We start from the raw sequence: 19,178 nt of genomic DNA, 5'->3' as shown, positions 1-19,178 counted from the left end.
ATCTCACTGGCCCGCCGACGCGTGGATCTCGGCGATGTACCCGCCGGGAAAGCGCACCATGGCCGACTGTCGGCCACCGGAGGTCTGGGGAGCTACCAGCGTCTCGACGCCTGCTGCCGTTGCCTTCGCCAGGGTCGCCTGAAGATCGGACACCTCGTAGCCGGTCGTCTCGCGACCATAGGGCCAGCCGATCTGCCCGTCGGACACCGCAACCGTCATCCGGCCATAGCCGGACGTGATCGCGATGCGGCGGTAGGTCTTGCCCTGCTGTCCGATCTCGACCCCAGGCGCGGCCTTCGTGTCGGCGGTGATCCGGCCCTTCGAGAATGCCAGCCAATGCTTGACGAAGGTGTCCGCCACGTCGGCCGTCAGATAGACGCGGTTCTCGGGGACCGTGGTCAGCGCCGGATAGTTCGGTTTCGCGGTGTGCCAGTAGATCTGCATGGCGACGCCGCCCGGCCACTGCACGACCGCGTCGCGGCCGATCGGATCGGGGAAGGTCGTGACCATCCTCACCGCGCCGTGCTTTGTCGCCGCGGCGACTGCCGCGTCCATGTCGTTGACGAGATACCCGTTCCGCTCCGCGCCGAACGGGTAGGGGATCGGCGTCTTGAACCCGAAGACCGACAGCGATCCCGCGGGCGTCAGTACCAGCTGCGACATGGTCTCGCTTGCGGTGGGCGTTACCTTGAACACGCCCTGCTTGGTGGCCGTGCCGCCGAAGGTCGCGATGACGCTGGCGACGAAGCGATCGAAGTCCTCCGGTGCCACGTAGATGTGCGTGGTGTCGTATTGAGGTCCGACCGAATAGTCGGCCGACGGTGCCGCCTCCCTTGCCAGGACTGGCGCCGATGGCACCGATCCCAACAGGGCGATGGCGATGAACAGGTTCAGACGCTTCATTATTCTTCTCCTATTCTCGTGATCAGACCGCCCAGCAGCCGCAGCCGAACGAACCCCAGAAGCTCTGGACGTCGGCGACCGGGACGTCGCGACCGAGTGCCGCTGCATGGTCGTGGCCGTGAACAGAGCATCCGCTCGCGCATCCGCAGGCGGCGGCGAGCTTGGCGGAGGCTTCCGGCGTGCGGTGGTAGCCACCGAACGTCGCGACCGGCGACCAGTCGGGCATCGGCTTGGGCAGCGCCGGCGCTAGCGGTGCGTAGTCGCCTTCGCCGAACACCACCTTGCCGCCGAGCAGCGTCAGGACGGACCGCAGATGAGGGATGTCGGTCTCCGGGACGGTCAGATAGTCGTCCGACAGCACCGCGAGATCGGCGAGTTGCCCGGCCTTGATCCGGCCCTTCTTGCCGACCTCGTTCGAGAACCAGGTGTTCTCGTGCGTCCACATCGCCAGCGCCTTCTCGCGGCTGACGCGGTTGGCACCGGGGTAGAGGCCGAGGCCGCCGACGGTCCTGCCGGTCACCAGCCAGTTGAGCGACACCCATGGATTGTAGCTCGCGACGCGCGTGGCGTCGGTGCCGGCGCCGACATGGATCCCGGCGGCGAGCATCTTGGCGATCGGCGGCGTCCGCTCGGCGGCCTTGGCGCCGTAGCGTTCGACGAAATACTCGCCCTGATACGCCATGCGGTGCTGGACCGCGATGCCGCCGCCGAGCGCTGCGATCCGATCGATGTTGCGGTCGGTGATCGTCTCGGCATGGTCGAAGAACCAGTTGATCCCGTCGAACGGGATGTCCTTCGCCACCTTCTCGTACACGTCGAGCGCGCGGCCGATCGTCTGGTCGTAGGTCGCATGCAGGCGCCACGGCCACTTGTGCTCGGCGAGCAGGCGGATGACGGGTTCAAGATCGTCTTCCATGTTCGCCGGCATGTCGGGGCGCTCGACGCGGAAGTCCTCGAAGTCGGCAGCGGAATAGACGAGCATCTCGCCGGCGCCGTTGTGGCGGTACTTGTCGTCGCCCTGGCCGGGCGTGACCTGCTTCACCCAACCCTGGAAGTCGGAGAGCTCCTCCTTCGGCTTCTGGGTGAAGAGGTTGTAGCTGATGCGCAGCGTCAGCTGGTCGTCCGCATGTAGCTTCTCGATGATCTCATAGTCGTCGGGATAGTTCTGGAAGCCGCCGCCTGCATCGATCACGCCGGTGACGCCGAGCGAGTTCATCTCGCGCATGAAGTGGCGGGTGGAGTTGAGCTGATACTCCGGTGGCAGCTTCGGTCCCTTGGCGAGCGTCGAATAGAGGATCGTCGCATTGGGGTGCGCGAGCAGCAGGCCGGTCGGGTTGCCCGCCGCATCGCGGACGATCTCGCCGCCTGGCGGGTTGGGGGTGTCCTTGCCGTAGCCGACGACGCGCAGCGCCGCGGCGTTCAGCAGCGCGCGGTCGTAGAGGTGGAGGATGAACACCGGCGTATCGGGCGCGACCGCGTTCAGTTCGGCGATCGTCGGCAGGCGCTTCTCGGCGAACTGGTGTTCGGTGAATCCACCGACGACGCGCACCCATTGCGGGGCGGGGGTGTTGTCGACCTGCCGCTTGAGCATCGCCATCGCGTCGGCGAGGCTCGGCACGCCGTCCCAGCGTAGTTCCATGTTGTAGTTGAGCCCGCCGCGGATGACATGCATGTGGCTGTCGATCAGCCCGGGAATGATGCGGCGGCCCTTCGCATCGATGACGTCAGCGCCCGGTGCCGCGGCGCGCACCTCCTGCTCACTGCCCACCGTCAGGAACTTTCCGTCGCGTATGGCGATCGCCTGAGCTTCCGGGTTCTCGCGGTCGAGTGTCGTCACCTTGGCGTTGACGATGATCATGTCGGACATGGATTTTCTCCGTTTAATGGCGGCGGCAGGTGTCGCGAGCAGGGCCATCGCCGCAGCGCCGCCTGCCAGCGTCTCGCGGCGCGTGGGCGTCATGCGACGTCGCGTGGGGGCGGTGCTGCCGGGTCGCCAGGCAACCGTCCGAGCACGGTGCCCGAACAGGTGCCGGCGATAGCCGTCCTGATCGGCTGTCCGTCGATCACCCGCCGGGCGATCGGCATCACCTGCTCACCGAGCAGGATGCCGAGCAGACCGACCAGGGCGATCATCGGCGGTGCCGGCGACTTGACGTCGAGGAGGCTGTAGATGGCGCCGATCAGCAGGCCCGCGGCGAGCGAAATGAGATAGGGCTTCATGAAAGGTCTCCTCGACGTCGTGGAGTCAGCTGCGCACGAAGGCGAGCAGGTCCGGGTTGATCGTATCGGCATCGACGGTCAGCATGCCGTGACTGAACCCCGGATAGATCTTGAGCGTCGCGTTCGGCAGCAGGTCGGCCTGCTTCACCGAGGCGTTCTTGTAGGGAACGACCTGGTCGTCATCGCCCTGCAGCACCAGCGAAGGCACGGTGATCGCCTTGAGGTCTTCAGTCTGGTCCGTCTCGGAAAACGCCTTGATGCCGAGATAGTGAGCCTGAGCGCTGCCCATCATGCCCTGACGCCACCAGTTGTCGATCACCGACTGCTCGACCTTCGCGCCCGGACGGTTGAAGCCGTAGAAGGGCCCTGTCGCGAAATCGAGGAACAGCTTGGTGCGGCTGGCGGCCAGGCCGGCGCGAATGCCGTCGAGCACTTCGATAGGCAGACCATCCGGGTTGCTGTCGGTCTTGACCATGATCGGCGGAACGGAGCTCACCAGCACCATCTTCGCGACGCGGCCCTGGGGCTGGCCATACTTGGCGACGTAGCGCGCGACCTCGCCGCCGCCCGTCGAGTGACCGATGTGCACGACGTTGGTCAGGTCGAGGTGCTCGACCACGGCGGCCGCGTCCGCGGCGTAGTGGTCCATGTCGTGACCCGTGCCGATCTGGCTCGAGCGGCCATGACCGCGGCGGTCGTGAGCGACGACGCGGAAGCCGTTGTCGAGGAAGAACAGCATCTGCGTGTCCCAGTCGTCCGACGACAGCGGCCAGCCGTGATGGAACATGATCGGCTGGGCGTCCTTCGGACCCCAGTCCTTGTAGAAGATCTCGGCGCCGTCCTGGGTGGTTACGTAGGTCATGAAGGGTCTCCGTGCATTTGGGATGAAGGCCGGGAAAGACGTCAGGCGTGGGCGCCTTCGGACGCGCCGAACATCGTCTTCGCGTAGGTGACGCCGAGCCCGTAGGCGCCGCCCCACTTCTTCGCGATGCCGGTGGTCGAGTCGTAGGTCTCCGTCCGAGCCCAGTCGCGCTGCAGTTCGAGCAGATACTGGAGCGAGGTCATCGGCTTGGCGCCGAGCTGGATCATGCGCTGCACCGCGCGGTCATGCGCTTCGACCGAGATGTCGCCGCAGGCATCGGCGATGAAGTAGCAGTCGAAGCCCTGATCGATCGCGGAGGCGATTGGGCCGACGATGCAGACGCTCGTCCAGAGGCCGGCGAACACGATCCGCTCCTTGCCGATGCGGTTGACCTCGTCGATCACGCCTTGGTCCTCCCAGGTGTTCATCGAGGTGCGGTCGAGCATCGCCTGGCCTGGAAACGCCTCCTTGATCTCGTCGAACATCGGCCCGGAGAAGCTGTCGACGGCGACCGTCGTAAGGATCGTCGGCACGTCGAACGACTTCGCTCCGCGGCTGATCAGCGCTGCGTTGTTGCGGAGAAGCTCGGTCGAGATCGACTTGGTCGCGAATGCCATCTGCGACTGGAAGTCGATCAGGACGAGGACGTGATCGGTCGGCGAGATGAGCGACTTGCCCGGTGTTGCCGTTGCGGTGATGGTCATAATTGTCTCCCGATGGATCTGACTGGTGAACCCCGATCTACTTCGCCCACGTCATCGCCGGCATCTGTATAATCTGAGCGTTTTCGTTCGATGGATCTGACAAGCTGCGTCATCGAGATCCGTGAGAGGGGTTTGCCGCGGCAGACCGCGACGGTCTTGGATGATCCTGACGCGATGAGGACGGTTGGACGTCGATCGCTATCCGTTCGATGGGGAAACCGCGCCGACCCCGATGCTGAACCGGGATCCTCGACCGGGGACGGACTCGCAGTCGAGCTGATGGCCGAGCGCAATGCAGTTGGTGTGTACCAGGTAGAGACCCAGCCCGATGCCGTCCGCCCGCGCATCGACTTGGCGGTATGCGTCGAAGATGTGGCGGCAGTCGTCCGACGAGATGCCCATCCCGCTGTCGACGACGTCGATGAACAGAAGTCCGCGTCGGCGCCTGCACCCGATGACCACACCTCCGTGGCGGGTATACTTCAAGCCGTTCGACACGAGATTCCGGAGGGCGCAGACGAGCAGTTCAGGGTCGGTCGTGATGATCGCCGCACAGTCGACGAACCGCAGCCTGAGGCCTCGTTCGGCAGCGGCCGGAGCGAACTCGGCCGCGACCTTGGAAAGAAGACCACCCACCCTGACGGCCTGCAGTTCAGGGCTCGGACGATCGTCCCGCGGCCGGCGGGCAGCGTCGGTGAGATCCTCCAGTCCGTCGGACAGTCGAGAGACCTGATCGCGGGCGGCATTCAGCCACATCATGTCGGTGTCATCGCTCGCCAACTTGCCGAGCCTCTCGACGGCCCCCAGGATGATCTGGAGCGGCTGTCTGAGATCGTGGCCGGCCGTCGCCATCGTCAGTCTAAGGTTCTCCGTCAGCACGGTGCTGTCCTCTCGAGTGCGCGATCTTGGCGGCCCCGAATGGCTGGAGGCCGCAGTCGGTTGGAAAGCGAGGATGGTGCGCATGTTCGTCACTCGCGGTAGTGATGCAGTCCGACGCAGGTTGCTCGATGATGATCGTGACATCTTGTAGGAAACATGCGCTGTTCGAACGATCGCATCGAAATGACTAGCCGCTGTTCATCATTCATCTGGCGAAACGATACCGGACATCTTCGCTTCAAGGATTGCGCAGACCAGATCGAGAGGGCTCGGCACATCCCGCGCTCGAACGGCACAGTTTGCGCGCACCGGTCCGGCCTTCGTCGCATTCATCGTCGGTCGTGCTACGAAGGCGTCAAAGATAGCGGCCAGTCGTCATGACCGACGGGCGAGGCGCTGCCCACCCGAGACCGCGGCCTCCGCGTCAGTGCGAAAGCAGCGCGAGAGCGTCGATCTGTGCAAGGCTGAAGCCCAGGTCCGAAAGAGCGGGCATGAACTGCGCTGCCTCCGGACTGCGGAGACGGCTCGCCCATACGAAACGCCTGACTGCGTCGCTGCGCGGATCGGAGATCGCAGGACGTTCCCCCCATCCAAACAGCATCGATGCGATCCGACCTAGCAGCCCGGCCCTCTCGCTCGAGAGCGCTCGTGGCAGACCAATGCCGTAGGCGTCGTCCAGGGCGTACGCGACCGCTGACCATTCGTGGTCGTCGAGTTGTGGAACGGCCTGAAATCCTCGCATCTCAATCTCCTTCGCGGCAGTGCGTGCGCGCCGTCGAACCGGGGCCTCGATCTCGGGCCGGGCAGGGATTGGCGCTGACCGTCTGATAGCTCCGGGTTCGTTGCGCCGCTTGCACCCGGCGAACCAATTTGGTCGAACGTGCGGTAAGGCGGTTCTCGAAGTCTCTTTGCGTGACCGGAACCGCAGGAAGCACGTGCGCTTCCACTTTGGATCTTCGTCCGGTGCAGGCTGGGCACCGCGCCCGCCTTCGGCCATTCCGTGCAAACCACGCGCGGAGGATGCAATACCGGTCTGGAGAGACGGAACATGGTGATACCGAAAGGAAATCTCCATGAACCCCTGCGAACCCGAAGCGAACGCACCCCCGTCCGACATCGATCCCGTGGAGGACGCAATCGAAGAGGCGGAACTCGAAAGCTTTCCGGCAAGCGATCCGCCGGCCAGTTTCAGGTTCGACTGATGCCGACCCGCCACCGCTTCGAACCCGACATCTCAGACCGCGTCGACTTGTGCGCCTCGACATCGGCACCGCACGGATGGCGACCGTCGTGACGCTCCGGCTACTCGTCCTCTATGGCTCCTATCGAGCCGATCGCATGGGCATAAGGCTGGCAGACTACAGCATCCGGCAGTTCCGCAAGCGGGGTGTCGACGCCGAACTCGTGGACGCCCGCGAAGTTGGGCTTCCGATGCTCGACAGGATGTATGACGAGTTCGCTCCAGGCGCCGCCCCTCCGGTGATGGAGGCGCTGTCGAAGAAGCTCGCAGCGGCCGATGCGTTTCTCTTCGTGGCGGGCGAATACAACTAGGGAATGCAGGCGGGACTGAAGAACCTGGTCGACCACTTCCAGGACGAGTGGCTCCGGAAACCGGCTGCGCTCGCGACATACTCGACCGGACGCTTCGGCGGGGTGCGGGCCGGATGCGCCTGGCATCCGACGCTGGCGGAACTGGGGATGGTCGTGGTGCCACGCAGCGTAGCCGTGGGACCGATCGCCTCGACGCTCGATCCGGAGGCCAATCCGGTGGGCCAGGCCGGAGACGCCCTGGATCACAACTTCGCGGGCTTCGCCGACGATGTCCTCTGGTGGGCTACGGCCGCCAAGGAACAGCGCTCGCGCACTTCCGCTGCAAACCATATGTGGAATTCAGCCCTCGCGCCATGAGCGACGCCACACGAGTGGCGTCTCCCCGACGATCCGTCGAAACAACCTGGTGAGGTGAGCCTGATCCGTCAGGCCGCACGCACAGGCGATCTGGCTGAGGTTGTCGGTCGTCCGTAGCATCAGCGTCTGGGCACGGCGGATGCGCTGGCGGATCAGGAACGCGTGCGGCGTCTCGCCTATGCTGACCTTGAACGCACGACAGAAGTGTCCCGAACTCAGGCGAGCCACCGAAGCCAGCGCTTCGACGAGAACGGTCTGTTCCAGCTTCTCGTCGATGTGCTCACGGACTCGGGCGATCTGCCAAGGAGTGAGACCGCCCTTGGCCGCCTCGACGCCGGCGACGACCGGCAGCGCGGGTATCAGCACGGCCTCGAAGGGGTCGATGGTCTTCGAGAACAGGGCCGCGATGCGGTCCAGGTACTCGCGAGCCAGGATCGGATCGGCCTCGAGGGACCGTCGGGCCCCGGCGATCAGATCCGTCAGCATGGGCGGCGAAACCCGAGGGGGCAGCGAGGAATGGTTGAGCATCGATTGTTGCAGCATGATCGGTGGTCCCCGATTGTTGATGCTGCATCGTACGGGGAGGGGGCGTGCCGACGGTATCGGACGTGAGGTTCGGTCCTCCACCACTAAGGTCGGTGAAGACTAGACCAAGATATAGGTGGTCCAGCCGGAAACCCCCGTCAGAGGTCGATTATTCCCCGGCGGGCTGCGATGGCGACGGCATGCGTGCGATCCGCTGCCGAAAGCTTTATGAAGATTGCCTTCATGTGCCCCTTCACGGTTTCCTCCGCGAGGTTGAGCCGGTTGCCTATGGCCCGGTTCGAGTTACCCGCGGCAGCCAGTTCCAGTACGCTGATCTCCCGATCGGTCAGCGCGTCCTCGATGACGTGCATGGCGATGTCCGTCGCCACGGCCGTGTCGAGGTGCTTACCGCCGGCGGATACCGAGCGGATGGTATCCAGCAGCTCCTTTCGCAGGCTGCTCTTGAGGATGTACCCGGAGGCGCCGGCCCTCAATGCACGCAACGCCTGCGCGTCGCCCGAGTAGGTGGTGAGGACAACGATCCGCGCGTCAGGCCACTCGGACCTGATCGCTACGATAGCTTCGAGCCCGCTCATACCGGGCATCTGCAGGTCCATGAGCACGACGTCGGGAAGGTGCGCGCGGTATTGCTCGACCGCCCCGGTCCCGTTGCAGGCCTCGGCCACCACGCACAGGTCCGCCTGCGTCGCGATGACCGCGCGCACGCCCTCACGAAGAAAGGGATGGTCGTCGACGACCAGGACGCGGATTATCTTGGATGTCGTCACGGTCGTCAGCATGGCGCCGACAGGTCGTTGAAGGCCAGCGCGAAATCGCGCGTTGTGACTTCGAAGTGCGCAGGATGGGCGCAGAAGACCCATTGTTCGGGTGGCTTGCCTGCTGCGACTTCGATTTCACCGCACAACCCGGTCAGCATGGCCATTTCAGCGCCCAGCACCTTGCGGCCCCGCAGGCCGCTGTCATGCAGACCCGGCGCAAAGGCGACGCTGGACACGGCAAGCTGCATGGCCCTCCGTGCCGCCACGGCGACGACGGATCGCATTACCTCAGGCGACCATTCGGTCGGGTCGCCCAGCCCGATCATCAGTATCGCGTCCGCCCTGACGGGGAGGGGCGGGGCGGACAGCACCATGGTCTCTCCAAGCCGACCTTCGAAGATGCCGTCGGATCGCATCCGGCGCACGGCGCCGCCCAACGCGTCGTCCAAATGAGACAGCCCACCCACGATCGTCATACCGTCCGCCTCGCGAGCGAACATCCCCGCTATGGACAGCATCGCCGGGATGTTGGCTATGTGATCCCCGACGATGTCGATCCGCGTTCCCCGCCAGGATCCGATGTGTTGGTTGATCGGCGCGACATGTTCGTTTTTCGATTTCGCCATTCTTCGACAACTCCGGGTGAACGCTTCGACTTCAGAAGGCCTCGACAGGATCGGCCATTCCGCCTCCGCGCACTTGGATCATGAAATCGGACGCTGCTTCTTGGCGATTCCCGCGCAATACCTTCAGCAAGACCCGGTTTTCCGAGAGCATGCCGAACAGGCTCGCGCGCAGGACAAGCCCGTACAAAGCGCGGCCATGGGCAGAGCTGGTACCTCTGCCTCATCGACGGCAGGATATCCGAGGCCAGGAGCGAAGCGGACCAGCCGCGCCCCGATCACGCAGGTTGCGCGCGGAGGTGGGAGGGTATCGGCTGTGTCCGGATCGGGGTCTTGAGGAACGCGTTCGACAGATCGGCCAGACTACGTTTCGGCTTGCCGGCGTCCGAAGCGGCGGGCGCCCGAGGCGCCCACCGCACGGTCAGCTCGTCACGAAGGTCAGCTCTTCAGAAAGGCCAGCAGATCGGCATTGTACTGGTCCCGGTGGGTCATGGTGAGAGCGTGGGGTGCGCCGGCGTAACGCTTGAACTCCGAATGCGGGATCAGCCTGTGCGCCGCCTCCCCCGACATCCCGATGGGAACGGTCTGGTCCTCCTCGCCGTGTATGATCAGGGTCGGCATGGTGAACGCCCCCATGTCGGCACGGAAGTCGGTTTCGGAAAACGCCGTCACGCAGTCGTACGTCGCCTTGATCGATGCGGTGAGCGCGATCTGGAGCGTCTGCTTGAGAATGCCTTCCGACACGGCATCCGGATGCTTGTTGGTCCCGTAGAACAACGTCGAGAAGTCGTCGATGAACTGCGGACGGTCCTTGATCAGGCCTTCGCGGATGCCGTCGAAGATGGCCTTGGGCGCCCCGTCCGGGTTGTCGTCGGCCTTGATGAAGTAGGGGGTGACCGACGAGGTCAGGCATGCCTTCGCGACGCGGGCACCTCGGTACTTCGAGATGTAGCGCGCCACGTCGCCGCCACCCATGGAGAAGCCCACCATCGTGACGTCCTGGACGCCCGCGGTCTGCAGGACCAAGGCTATGTCGTCGGCGAACGTGTCGTAGTCGTACCCGTTCCAAGGCTGGCCGGACCGTCCGAATCCGCGCCGGTCGTGGGCCAGCACGCGGAAGCCGTTCGATGCGAAGTACATCATCTGCTGCTCCCACATGTCGGCGCTCAGGGGCCAGCCGTGGCTGAAGAAGATCGCTGGACCAGTGCCCCAGTCCTTGTAATAGAGTTCGGTACCATCCTCGGCGGTTACGTATGGCATGAAGCGCTCCTGACGACGCGCGACCATTGCGCCCCGTTCCGACCTCGTTTCGCAGGACATGCGAGGCGGGGCTTGTAGGATCGGTCCCGATTTTGCGTTATCCGTACCCGATCTCGTGATACAGGAAATGAGCCCGCGACATGTACGACACGACCGAAGCGCTGGTCATCATCGTCGATGACGACGAGCTCGTCCGCGGCGCCCTGGACAGCCTGTTCCGATCGGTGGGATTGAAGACGGTCTGCTACGGCAGTGCAGCGGAGGTACTCAACGCGCCGCTTCCACGGACGCTCTGCTGTCTGGTGGTGGACGTCAGAATGCCGGGCATCGGCGGGTTCGAGTTCCAGGAGACGCTGGCGTCGAGGGGCGCCGACATTCCGATCATCTTCATGACGGGGCACGGGGACATCCCCATGAGCGTCAAGGCGATGAAGGCGGGAGCCGTCGACTTCCTAGCCAAACCCGTTCGAGACCAGGACATACTCGACGCCGTGAACGCCGCCCTGGCGCGAGGCCGCGATCAGATCTCGGCGGCAGAGGATACGGCAGCCGTGAGGACACGGCACGATTCGCTGACGCCGCGGGAGACCGAGGTCATGGCGGGCGTGGTCCGAGGACTGCTCAACAAGCAGGTGGCAGGGGAACTCGGCATCGCCGAGATAACCGTCAAGATGCACAGGGCGAACGTCATGAAGAAGATGGGCGTTCGGACCGTCGCGGATCTTGTCCGTCTAGCGGAAGTTCTGTCGAAGACAGCGGGTGATGGAAGTGCCAGTTCCTACGGCACATCCAGGTAAGCGCTGCTGACATAGACGCTTGTATAGGCTTACTTTTGCCTGAGCGATGGCTAGTAGGCATCGTCGCCCCATTCGGGCGCATGAGAGGTACGCTGTTGCACCATGCCAATATTGCGGTCGTGGATGACAACGATCTGGTCCGAGGGGCCGTCTCGAGCCTTCTCAGATCGATGGGCCATCGCACCCATGTATTCGATTGCGGCGACGCCTTTCTCTCCTCGGGCGTCATCGTCGATTGCGTGCTCACCGACCTGCAGATGCCGGGCCGTTCGGGCCTTGCGGTCGCTGCCGAACTGGCGAGCCGCGATCGTCCCCCCAGAATCATCCTGATGACGGCCCATGCGGATCCCACCCTTGCGTCTAGATGCGAGAAACTCGGATTTGCGGCTCTTCTCGAGAAACCTCTGGATTCGAAACTACTGATAGCCGCGGTTGAGAAGGCGATCCGCCGCTAGCGCTCCGGCCCAATTGAAACTTCAGCAGCACGGATGCCCCGCCCTGATCGGTGGTACCGAGTTCGATCGCCCCGTCGAGGCTCTCCATGGTCGCCTTGCAGATCGAAAGACCCAGGCCCATCCCCTCAGCCTTCGTCGTGTAGAAGGTCTGGAACGCGCTGTCCCGGTCTATGTCCCAGCCCGGCCCGTTGTCCTCTACCGCAATGCTCGCGTGCGTCCCCGTACGCCGCACGCAGAGCGTCACCACGCGGTCGGTGGGACGCATCAGATGCATCGCTTGTATGGCGTTCGTGACGAGGTTCACGAGCAGCTGCTTGAGCAGGATGGGGTCCGCCTCACAAACCACCGGATCCGGTTCGGGTTCCAGGACGATCCTGGCGGAACCCTCCGTGGCCCCCCGTTCGAACAACGAGGCGGCCTCGCGGATGACGTCGTTCAGATCGACGGGCTGCGTTTCCGTCCGCGCATTCCCGACCAGCGCACGGACCCGCTGAACGACCTGTCCCGCATGATCGACCGCTGACACCAAGCCCTTCAACGCGGCATCGACCTCTTCGATCGCGGGCGGGTCGCGACGGAGCCAACGGCACGCCGCATCGGTATATCCGCTGATGGCGGCGAGCGGCTGGTTGATCTCGTGCGCGATGGACGCGGTCATCGCGCCGAGTGCGCTGGCTCGCTGGACCTGGGCGAGATCGGCACGGGTTCGGGCCATCTGCATTTCCAGACGTTTCCGCTGGCTGACATCGAGAACGCTGCCGGGGACCCGGGCAAGTGGCCCGCTGCCCGACAGGCTGAACATCACGATCACGTCGATCGGATCGCCGCGTCGCGGCTGGACCATCGTTTCGGCTATGAACAGCGCGCGGCGCTCATCGATCGCGATCAGGCACTCCGCGAACGTATCGTCGGTCTCCGGCAGGAAATCGCTCAAATGGGAGAAGAACTCGGCCTGGGAATGCACGCCCATCATCGTCATGGCAGTCGCGTTGACGTCGGTTATGCGTACCATCCGGCGCGCTTCGGCTACGAACGACGGATTGTCCTCGATGTAGCGGCGGAGGTCGAAGACGCCACGCGAGCGCAGTTCCGAAAGCGCGGCCTGCACGGTCGTGAAGTCGTGTTCCCAGATCCCGACGGCGAGCTCGTTGAAGATGGATCTGTAGCGTGATTCGCTGACCTGCATCGCGGCGTAGACCGCTTTTCCTCGAAGTAGCAGGATCGTGGTGACCGCGTTGGCCAGCAGGCTGATGACGAGCCTGGACGCGGCCGTCATCTCCGGCCCGCGCCCGTGGACGATCGCGAAGGCGAGCAGCGTGAGCACCGCGCATGCCACGGACCATGTGATGATGGTGCGGCGACCGACGGCTTCCGTGCCCACCATCAGGAGCGTCATCACGTAGAGCGTCGCAATCGCGCCGGGCAGGGTCGTGAACGCGTCCAGCGCGAAGATGACGGCGGTCAGAGCAACCGGCAGTCCGACACGCGCAAGGTGCGACCAGCGGACGGATGGACCATCGCCCGACGATCGAACCGACGCGAGATCAGATGCGTTCGTTGCCATTGCGTAACCATACGCGTTTCGCGACAGGAGCATCAGCCCCGGACGGGGTGAAGTCGGTACCCCCGAAAGGGGGGGGGGGGCAGCGCATTGGTGCAGAAGCATCCGCCGGCAGGGCGGGCGTTTCATCACGACGGTCGATCGGTGACCTGCTCACCTGCTGCCGGCGGAAGATGACTTTCAAGCGAGCCCGTCGCTTCGGCGCCGTCCGATGCAGCCGATGTCCGCCAGGTCCAAATCGCGCGGCGCAACGCCAAGAACGCGGCTTCCTGAGCGGCCATTGTCTCGTCATCAACATGGAGACGGATCATGGCGGACAATGCACTCCTGACACCCGCGGACTGCGCGGTGGTCTTGGTAGACGAGCAGGCGGGGCTCGCCTTTGCCGCAGGCTCGGCGGACCGGCAGGTTCTTCGGAGCAACGCCGTCGCACTCGCCCGGACTGCCGTAGCCTTCGGCATTCCCGTCGTTGCGAGCACGTCGGCGTCGAAGGTGTACAGCGGACCGCTCATGCCGCCGCTGCGCGCCGTGCTGCCCGACGTCACGCCGATCGAGCGACGGAACATGAACCTCTGGGAGGACCAGGCCGTACGATCGGCGATCGAGGCGACAGGCCGCAAGGTCCTCGTAATTGCCGGTCTTCTGACCGAGGCATGCGTGAGCTTTCCAGTGCTTTCGGCCTTGGCGGAAGGACGCCGCGTCCACGTGGTTGCGGATGCGTGCGGCGGACTGACCACTGCGAGCCACGAGGCGGCGCTCGTCCGGATGCAGCAGGCGGGGGCGATCATGACGTCCTGGCTGCAGTTCCTGCTGGAGATGCAGCGGGACTGGACCCGACACGAGACCTACGAGGCCGCCCGTTCGATCGTCGTCGATCACGGCGGCGGGTACGGCATCGGGCTCGACTACGCTCGCGACATGATCAAGCCAAGCTGAGGAGGATACCATGAGCTTCACGTTCGACGCCACCGACTGGCAGATCGTTCCAGCCCGCTCCTTCGACGACCTGAAGGTAGGCGAGATATTCCGCGCACCGAGCCGGACTTTGACGGACGCGCATGCGTCAGCCTTCCAGGCGGTCTCCTGCGACAACCATCCGATCCATTACGACGTCGGCTACGCGAAACGCTACGGCCATCCCGCACCCGTCGTGCACGGTCTGCAGGTCCTCGCGTTCACGGCACCCGGAGCGACGCTTCTGCCCCACAACTTCGGAGCGATATTCATCGCCTTCACCGAGCTTTCGGCGAAGTTCCTCGTCGAGGTCCACGCCGGGGACACCCTCTACTCAGCGCTGGAAATCGTCGATCTCAAGCCGCTGGACGGCAAGGGCGAGGTGACGACGAACGTCACGATCCACAATCAGGACGGGGCGCTCGTCCTGTCCGGAATGCACAAGTACCTCCTCCGCACCGGTTGACGCGGCAGGTCGTGCACGAGCGAGGTGCGGGTTCCCCACCTCGCTCGTAACGCGACCCGTAAACTTGCCGAAACCGCGGTCGATCGCGGACGAGCAGGGCGCGCGCCTTAATTGATCAGGATGATCCAAGCCACGCTCGACGGCGCGGCCTAGCCTTCACATCAACGGCCGACGCCCGCTGCGCGATGCAACGATCCCACGGCGGCCTTCGGGGAAGCGTGCAATGAGGACCGGGCGTTGATCAGATTGACGGTGAACGGCCGCCAGACGGACGTGGACGCGGACCCGGACATGCCCCTCCTCTGGGCGCTTCGCGACATCGTCGGACTCACGGGCACGAAGTTCGGCTGCGGCATCGGCCAGTGCGGCGCCTGCACCGTGCACGTCGACGGCAAGCCGGTGCGCTCCTGCGTCCTTCCGGTAGGAAGCGTAAGCGGCAGCATAACCACCGTTGAGGCCATCGGCGAAACCGAAGCCGGCAAGCGGGTCCAGGCTGCCTGGCTGGCCCTCCAGGTCGTCCAGTGCGGCTACTGCCAGTCGGGGCAGATCATGGCGGCCGCGGCGCTCATCGCCCGTGGCCCGAGCCCCACGGACGCCGCCATCGATGCGGCCATGTCGGGGAACATCTGCCGGTGCTGCACATATCCGCGCATCCGCGCAGCGATAAAGGCGGCGTGATGACGCGATGCGCGATCCTCGTCGAGGACGACCTTCCCGACGCTTCGCGCAGGCGGTTTCTGACGGCCGGCGCACTCCTGGTCGGCTTCGCCTATTCCGGCGTCGCTCGCGCGTTCGCATCGGAGCCGGACCTGCGGAGGATCGGAGCCTACGACGCCGCCGCGACCGGCTTCGACGGCTTCGTGCCGGACGGCTTCATCCGCATCGGGGACGACGGTCGTATCATCCTCGTCGTGCCGAGCGTGGAGATGGGGCAGGGCATCGCGACCGGCGAAGCGATGATGATCGCCGAGGAGCTCGAGGTCTCGTTGGATCAGGTAGAGGTCGCGATGGCTCCGCCCGACGTGGCCGCCTACACCCAGTCGCTGCTGAAGGCACAGGCTACGGGCGGCTCCACTTCGACCCGCGCGTTCTTCATGCCGCTGCGACGGGCCGGCGCGGTCGCACGCACGATGCTCATAGGCGCAGCGGCGGAACGCTGGCAGGTGCCGCCAGGTCAATGCCGCGCCGAGGCCGCGAGGGTGCTCCACGACGCCACGGGACGTTCGCTGGCATACGCGGCGCTCGCCCAGGCGGCCCGACGGCAACCGGTTCCTTCCGAGGTGACGCTGAAGCAACCGGCGGACTTCAAGGTGATCGGCAAGCCGCTCAGGCGCGTCGACACCATGACGAAGGTGAACGGGGGCACACGGTTCGGCATCGACGTGCAGGTCGACGGCATGCGCTACGCGGCGATCGCGATGGCGCCGACCGTAGGAGGGACGCTGCGATCTCTGGATGATGCGCCTGCCCGCGGAGCCGCCGGAGTCGTCGATGTCCTTAGGATCGCTGATGCGGTCGCCGTGGTCGGCTTGACCTACTGGGCCGCACGCAAGGGCCTGGATCTGTTGGAGCCGGTCTGGGACCAAGGACCTCATGCCGAACTCAGTTCCGACACGCTGGCGGCGGCGCTGCGGGCCGCTGGCGGTACGCCCATCAGCGGCGGCAGGACCGGCGATCCCGACGGCGTCATGAACGATGCCGCGAAGTCGATACAGGCGACCTACGATCTGCCCTATCTCGCCCACGCCGCGCTCGAACCGATCAACACGACGATACACGTCAGGCCCGACGGCTGCGACATCTGGGTCGGAACGCAGGTACCCGAGATAGCCCGCATCGTCGCCGCCGAGATACTCGGGCTCGCACCTGAGAAGGTCATGGTGAACAATCACATGATCGGTGGCGGATTCGGCCGTCGTCTTGCCGTCGACACGATCCAGCAGGCCGCCCGGTTCGGCAGGCAGGTCGACTATCCGCTGAAGATCATCTGGACGCGCGAGCAGGACATCCAGCACGATCGTTTCCGACCATCGTATCATGACGTGGTGACGGCAGCGCTCCGGGCAGACGGCCTTCCGACGGCATTCACGCACAGGACGACCGGTTCGACCGTGCGTCCCTACTACGACCGTCGCCCCTGGCCGGCCGACAAGCTCGACCCGGACGCCGTCGCCGGTGCCGCGGAACTACCGTACTCGATCCCCAACACCCGATCGGACTGGGTACGTCAGGATGGACCGGTCGCGCTGAACTGGTGGCGCGGCGTAGGCGAGACCCACAACGTGTTCGTCGTGGAGAGCTTCGTCGACGAACTCGCGCACGCTGCGGGGCAGGACCCGGTGGCCTACCGGAAGGCTCTTCTTCGAGAGAACCCGCGCTCGCTTGCCGTCCTCGAAAAGGCAGCCTCGGCGGCGGGCTGGGGTAAGCCGCTCCCTCCGCGCTGCGGCCGTGGCATCTCATTGCACGACAGCTTCAAGAGCCACGCAGCGCTCGTCGTCGAGGTCGAGGTCGATGTGCAGGGAGAGGTCATCCTCCGCCGCGCGATCGCCGCCATCGACTGCGGCATCGCGGTCAATCCGAACAGCGTCGAAGCCCAGTTGGAGGGCGGCACGCTGTTCGGCCTGTCCGCGGCCCTCCACAACGAGATCACGTTCAAGGACGGACGGGTGCAGCAGAGCAACTTCCACGACTACCGCCAGATCCGCATCAACGAAGTGCCGCCCTTCGAAGTCCTCGTGATGGCGAGTACGGCGGATCCGGGCGGCATAGGCGAGGTCGGGACGGTTTCGGCGGCGCCTGCGCTGGCCAACGCGATCTTCGCCGCTACCGGGATCAGGCTGAGGTCGCTGCCGATCGATCGCAATCTCCTGGCGATGGAGGGCAGCGACGACGAGGTTCCTTCAGTGACCTCCGGGCTGCTCGAGGCCGCCGCTCTTGTGGGAGTGGTGGGGATGGCATCTTCGAAGGCCGACCGGTCATGAAGCGACGCACCCTCTGGCGGAGCCTTGCGTCCATCGCTCTTCTGGCGGTGGTCGCCGCAGGACTCTTCTTCTTCCTGCCCCATCCGCTGCCAGCGGTCGCCGCGAGCGGAGCCCAACCTCGAGGCGCCGCCCTTCTGGAGAGAGGCAGGTACCTCACCGTCGCTGCCGACTGCGCGGCGTGCCATACGGTAGATGGAGGAAAGCCGTTCGCCGGCGGGTTGCCCTTCAAGCTTCCGTTCGGAACGATCTACTCGCCCAACATCACGCCCGACCGCTCCAACGGCATCGGCGCCTGGAGCGACGCGGAGTTCGTACGTGCCATGCGGTCCGGTGTCGGACGACACGGAGAGGATCTCTATCCGGCGTTTCCCTACACCAGCTACGCCCTGCTCTCGACCGACGACATCCTCGCGATCCGCAAGTACATCGCGACGCTGGCGCCCGCCGATACGCCGTCGAGGATCAACGATCTGGTCTTTCCGTTCAATCAGCGACGGGTGATGCGCAGCTGGAAGCTTCTCTTTAGCACCCGCCGACCGTTCGTCGACGATGCGTCCCGAGACGCCCGCTGGAACCGTGGGGCGTACGTCGTGCAGGGCCTGGCCCACTGCGGCGAATGTCATACGCCGCGCAACCTCATGTTCGCCCGCAAGCAGGACGAAGCCCTCTCCGGCGGCGAAGTGGACGGCTGGAAGGCCTGGAACATCACACCGGACCGGGACACCGGTATCGGCGGCTGGAGTTCCGCGGACATCGCAGCCTACCTGTCATCCGGTCACGCGCCGGGACACGGATCGGCCACCGGCGCCATGCGTCAGGCGGTCGACCTCAGCCTTTCGAAGCTGTCGGTTCAGGACGTGGACGCCGTGGTGGCCTATCTCCGGACCGTTCCAGCGCGCCGGGTCGGACCGGAAGCCGCGGTGGTGGCTCCCACAGCCGCCGTGCGTGCGTCCGGGCCCTGGAATCCTGCCCAAGACGAACGGTCGCTGGGCAGCCGGATCTTCGCTGGAGCGTGTGCGAGCTGCCACGGGTGGAACGGGACCGGTCAGCAGAATTCCCGAGCGGCGCTTCTGGGTTCGCACTCGGTGAACGACCCTGCGGGCGCCAACCTCGTGCGGGGCGTGCTCGAAGGGTCCGCTGCTCCCGGGGATGTGCCTCAGACCGCGATGCCGGCGTTCGCAAAGGCCTATTCGGACGTCGAGGTCGCAGCGGTCGCCAACTACGTGATCGGTCACTTCTCCGGCAAACGGGGCACCGTCACTCCTCGGCAGGTCCGCATGGCGCGGATCGACTGAGAGTTC

At 65.1% G+C, this 19,178-nt stretch carries 21 protein-coding genes and 1 pseudogene; 9 read left to right on the top strand and 13 right to left on the bottom strand.

The window, feature by feature from the left end:
- Positions 1 to 3: 3 nt before the first annotated feature.
- From H8S47_RS09590 to H8S47_RS09560, 7 genes are all read right to left on the bottom strand, one after another.
- Positions 4 to 903 carry a VOC family protein gene (locus tag H8S47_RS09590; RefSeq protein WP_187503648.1) on the bottom strand — a complete coding sequence of 300 codons (900 nt, stop codon included), beginning with the start codon at positions 901 to 903 and terminating at the stop codon, positions 4 to 6.
- Positions 904 to 925: 22 nt separating this feature from the next.
- Positions 926 to 2,770: an amidohydrolase gene (locus tag H8S47_RS09585; RefSeq protein WP_214655021.1), complete on the bottom strand. Its 1,845-nt coding sequence runs from the start codon at positions 2,768 to 2,770 to the stop codon at positions 926 to 928.
- Positions 2,771 to 2,859: 89 nt separating this feature from the next.
- Positions 2,860 to 3,123 (bottom strand): DUF1427 family protein, encoded by a 264-nt coding sequence (locus H8S47_RS09580; protein ID WP_187503646.1) that lies wholly within the window; start codon positions 3,121 to 3,123, stop codon positions 2,860 to 2,862.
- A 25-nt stretch (positions 3,124 to 3,148) separates the two neighbouring features.
- Positions 3,149 to 3,985 (bottom strand): alpha/beta fold hydrolase, encoded by an 837-nt coding sequence (locus H8S47_RS09575; protein ID WP_187503645.1) that lies wholly within the window; start codon positions 3,983 to 3,985, stop codon positions 3,149 to 3,151.
- 41 nt (positions 3,986 to 4,026) lie between these two features.
- Entirely contained in the window at positions 4,027 to 4,689 is a 663-nt protein-coding gene (locus tag H8S47_RS09570; RefSeq protein WP_187503644.1) for a hydrolase, read from the bottom strand.
- A 198-nt stretch (positions 4,690 to 4,887) separates the two neighbouring features.
- The gene (locus H8S47_RS09565) at positions 4,888 to 5,568 is read right to left on the bottom strand and encodes a sensor histidine kinase (protein WP_187503643.1); all 681 of its coding nucleotides are present in this window, start codon (positions 5,566 to 5,568) and stop codon (positions 4,888 to 4,890) included.
- Between the two features lie 424 nt (positions 5,569 to 5,992).
- Positions 5,993 to 6,310 (bottom strand): hypothetical protein, encoded by a 318-nt coding sequence (locus H8S47_RS09560; protein WP_187503642.1) that lies wholly within the window; start codon positions 6,308 to 6,310, stop codon positions 5,993 to 5,995.
- Positions 6,311 to 6,641: 331 nt separating this feature from the next.
- On the opposite strand from H8S47_RS09560, the gene H8S47_RS19035 reads away from it, so the two are divergent.
- Complete coding sequence (locus tag H8S47_RS19035) at positions 6,642 to 6,770, top strand: hypothetical protein (RefSeq protein ID WP_268933046.1); 129 nt, start codon at positions 6,642 to 6,644, stop codon at positions 6,768 to 6,770.
- 76 nt (positions 6,771 to 6,846) lie between these two features.
- Positions 6,847 to 7,476: pseudogene (locus H8S47_RS09555) on the top strand (NADPH-dependent FMN reductase).
- Here H8S47_RS09555 and H8S47_RS09550 read toward each other — a convergent pair.
- From H8S47_RS09550 to H8S47_RS09535, 4 genes are all read right to left on the bottom strand, one after another.
- Positions 7,459 to 8,019 (bottom strand): helix-turn-helix domain-containing protein, encoded by a 561-nt coding sequence (locus tag H8S47_RS09550; RefSeq protein WP_187503641.1) that lies wholly within the window; start codon positions 8,017 to 8,019, stop codon positions 7,459 to 7,461. The pseudogene H8S47_RS09555 and the gene H8S47_RS09550 sit on opposite strands and share 18 nt — an antisense overlap.
- Before the next feature lie 140 nt (positions 8,020 to 8,159).
- Positions 8,160 to 8,801 (bottom strand): response regulator transcription factor, encoded by a 642-nt coding sequence (locus H8S47_RS09545; protein ID WP_187503640.1) that lies wholly within the window; start codon positions 8,799 to 8,801, stop codon positions 8,160 to 8,162.
- Positions 8,795 to 9,406 (bottom strand): M17 family peptidase N-terminal domain-containing protein, encoded by a 612-nt coding sequence (locus tag H8S47_RS09540; protein WP_187503639.1) that lies wholly within the window; start codon positions 9,404 to 9,406, stop codon positions 8,795 to 8,797. The genes H8S47_RS09545 and H8S47_RS09540 overlap by 7 nt, the downstream gene beginning before the upstream one ends.
- Positions 9,407 to 9,841: 435 nt before the next feature.
- On the bottom strand, positions 9,842 to 10,663 hold the full coding sequence (locus tag H8S47_RS09535; protein ID WP_187503638.1) for an alpha/beta fold hydrolase: 822 nt from the start codon (positions 10,661 to 10,663) through the stop codon (positions 9,842 to 9,844).
- 140 nt (positions 10,664 to 10,803) lie between these two features.
- Here H8S47_RS09535 and H8S47_RS09530 point away from each other — a divergent pair, with 140 nt between their 5' ends.
- Together H8S47_RS09530 and H8S47_RS19210 are read left to right on the top strand one after the other, a co-directional pair.
- Positions 10,804 to 11,460 (top strand): response regulator transcription factor, encoded by a 657-nt coding sequence (locus tag H8S47_RS09530; RefSeq protein WP_187503637.1) that lies wholly within the window; start codon positions 10,804 to 10,806, stop codon positions 11,458 to 11,460.
- 80 nt (positions 11,461 to 11,540) lie between these two features.
- A complete protein-coding gene (locus H8S47_RS19210; protein WP_187503636.1) occupies positions 11,541 to 11,915 on the top strand; it encodes a response regulator transcription factor in 375 nt (124 codons plus the stop codon).
- Here H8S47_RS19210 and H8S47_RS09520 read toward each other — a convergent pair.
- Together H8S47_RS09520 and H8S47_RS09515 are read right to left on the bottom strand one after the other, a co-directional pair.
- Positions 11,821 to 13,311 (bottom strand): sensor histidine kinase, encoded by a 1,491-nt coding sequence (locus H8S47_RS09520; protein WP_187503635.1) that lies wholly within the window; start codon positions 13,309 to 13,311, stop codon positions 11,821 to 11,823. The genes H8S47_RS19210 and H8S47_RS09520 overlap by 95 nt on opposite strands.
- A 293-nt stretch (positions 13,312 to 13,604) precedes the next feature.
- The gene (locus tag H8S47_RS09515) at positions 13,605 to 13,787 is read right to left on the bottom strand and encodes a hypothetical protein (protein ID WP_187503634.1); all 183 of its coding nucleotides are present in this window, start codon (positions 13,785 to 13,787) and stop codon (positions 13,605 to 13,607) included.
- Between H8S47_RS09515 and H8S47_RS09510 the strand changes: the two genes are divergently transcribed.
- From H8S47_RS09510 to H8S47_RS09490, 5 genes are all read left to right on the top strand, one after another.
- Entirely contained in the window at positions 13,786 to 14,412 is a 627-nt protein-coding gene (locus H8S47_RS09510) for a hydrolase (RefSeq protein ID WP_187503633.1), read from the top strand. The genes H8S47_RS09515 and H8S47_RS09510 overlap by 2 nt on opposite strands.
- A 10-nt stretch (positions 14,413 to 14,422) precedes the next feature.
- On the top strand, positions 14,423 to 14,896 hold the full coding sequence (locus H8S47_RS09505; RefSeq protein WP_187503632.1) for a MaoC family dehydratase: 474 nt from the start codon (positions 14,423 to 14,425) through the stop codon (positions 14,894 to 14,896).
- 237 nt (positions 14,897 to 15,133) lie between these two features.
- Complete coding sequence (locus H8S47_RS09500; protein ID WP_187503631.1) at positions 15,134 to 15,574, top strand: (2Fe-2S)-binding protein; 441 nt, start codon at positions 15,134 to 15,136, stop codon at positions 15,572 to 15,574.
- Positions 15,574 to 17,877 carry a xanthine dehydrogenase family protein molybdopterin-binding subunit gene (locus H8S47_RS09495; RefSeq protein WP_187503630.1) on the top strand — a complete coding sequence of 768 codons (2,304 nt, stop codon included), beginning with the start codon at positions 15,574 to 15,576 and terminating at the stop codon, positions 17,875 to 17,877. Before H8S47_RS09500 ends, H8S47_RS09495 begins: the two co-directional genes overlap by 1 nt.
- Complete coding sequence (locus H8S47_RS09490; protein ID WP_187503629.1) at positions 17,874 to 19,172, top strand: cytochrome c; 1,299 nt, start codon at positions 17,874 to 17,876, stop codon at positions 19,170 to 19,172. The genes H8S47_RS09495 and H8S47_RS09490 overlap by 4 nt, the downstream gene beginning before the upstream one ends.
- Positions 19,173 to 19,178 lie beyond the last annotated feature (6 nt).

It is taken from the genome of Sphingomonas albertensis, assembly GCF_014358075.1.
In the GTDB taxonomy this organism is placed as follows: Bacteria; Pseudomonadota; Alphaproteobacteria; order Sphingomonadales; family Sphingomonadaceae; genus Sphingomonas; species Sphingomonas albertensis.
This window is presented reverse-complemented; position numbering and strand designations above follow the sequence as displayed.